Below are 1172 nucleotides of genomic sequence, written 5' to 3'. Positions count from 1 at the left end.
CCTACGCGTCCTCTGTGGACCGAGCAGGGTAAGAGCGATCACGGCCCACGGACAGGAGCCGCAGCCCGGGTGCTTCGCGTTTCGTGCGCCTCGGGGCGTCGGGTGCGCGTGGTGCGGGCGATCCAGCCGTAGCGGCCGCGGCAACGAACAGCGAGACCGTGAGCGAAAGCGCTCTACCGATCGCTCCACGGGTAGGCTAAACAAAAGCGGTCGAAGCGGCGGTTGAGGTCTTCATCGGTGGCATGCGGGTCCGGGAAGATCGATGACTCGGTGACGACCCCGGCCACGTCCAGCACGCTGGCGACGGCGTGCACGATGGTCGCATAGCGGTCAGGGGGCAAGTCCGGTAGCCGGATCCGAAGCTCGCGCGGCGCTGGGTCCATGGTGTCACCTTCCCTGTTTGCGGTGGTGCAACTCAATACTCGTTCGGGTGGACTGTACGAGCGGAAAATGCGCAGTCGAGATTTCCGAATCTCGCGTATGCGCTGCTGAAAACTTCGCGGCCTTCGGCACGGCAGGATCGGCGAGGGCTGAGAGCACCACGAATGGGCGCTCGGCAGGCCGGTCTTTTCGCCGGGGTTCAACCGGCGACCCGAGAGTGCGATGGGTTTCGTGGTCAGGGTGTGGATGCCCTTGCTCGTCCGGATGGATTCCGTGGTGTGCGGGCGTGGCGGAACGGACCATAAGCCTGGCCGGGGCCGGAGCGAGCTTGCCCAGGAGTTCTCTCCGCCCCGGCGCGACGAGCCGCCAAGGGCGGCGCGCACCGCGGGGAACGGGCGGAACAGGGACGCCGCCGTGATCTGTGCGGTACGCACATCGGGGTTGCCCCGGCCCCTCCTTCGTTCGGGGCGGCCCTTGGCCCCTGCGCTCCCGGAGGCAGACCGGTTGAGCGCAGGGGCCTACTCACACCCGGGTGAACGCACTGCACCGTGATCGGCATCGTGCCGATGATCAGATGTCCGGGCGGGCACCGCAGAGGGGTGGCCGCCCGCACGAGCCCCGCGCTCCCACGTGCCCCCAACGGTCGAGCGCGGGGCTCCTTTCCCTGGGGGCGCGAAGTGCCCCGGCGCCGGTGCGGTGTGGAGCTGCTCGAGCGCCGGGGCGTGGGCGACCGTACCAGCGGGCGCTGACAGCGCTCGGCGCTGCAGGCTGCATACGGAGATAAGCCCCGA

1 protein-coding gene is annotated in these 1172 nt (G+C 69.0%); it reads right to left on the bottom strand.

The genetic code is table 11. The features are described from left to right. Nucleotides 1-173: 173 nt before the first annotated feature. Complete coding sequence (locus FXO23_RS50510) at nucleotides 174-383, bottom strand: hypothetical protein (protein ID WP_158896345.1); 210 nt, start codon at nucleotides 381-383, stop codon at nucleotides 174-176. Between the last annotated feature and the right edge of the window lie 789 nt (nucleotides 384-1172).

Origin of the sequence: Amycolatopsis anabasis, assembly GCF_009765355.1 — a bacterium.
GTDB classification, from domain to species: domain Bacteria; phylum Actinomycetota; class Actinomycetes; order Mycobacteriales; family Pseudonocardiaceae; genus Amycolatopsis; species Amycolatopsis anabasis.
This window is presented reverse-complemented; position numbering and strand designations above follow the sequence as displayed.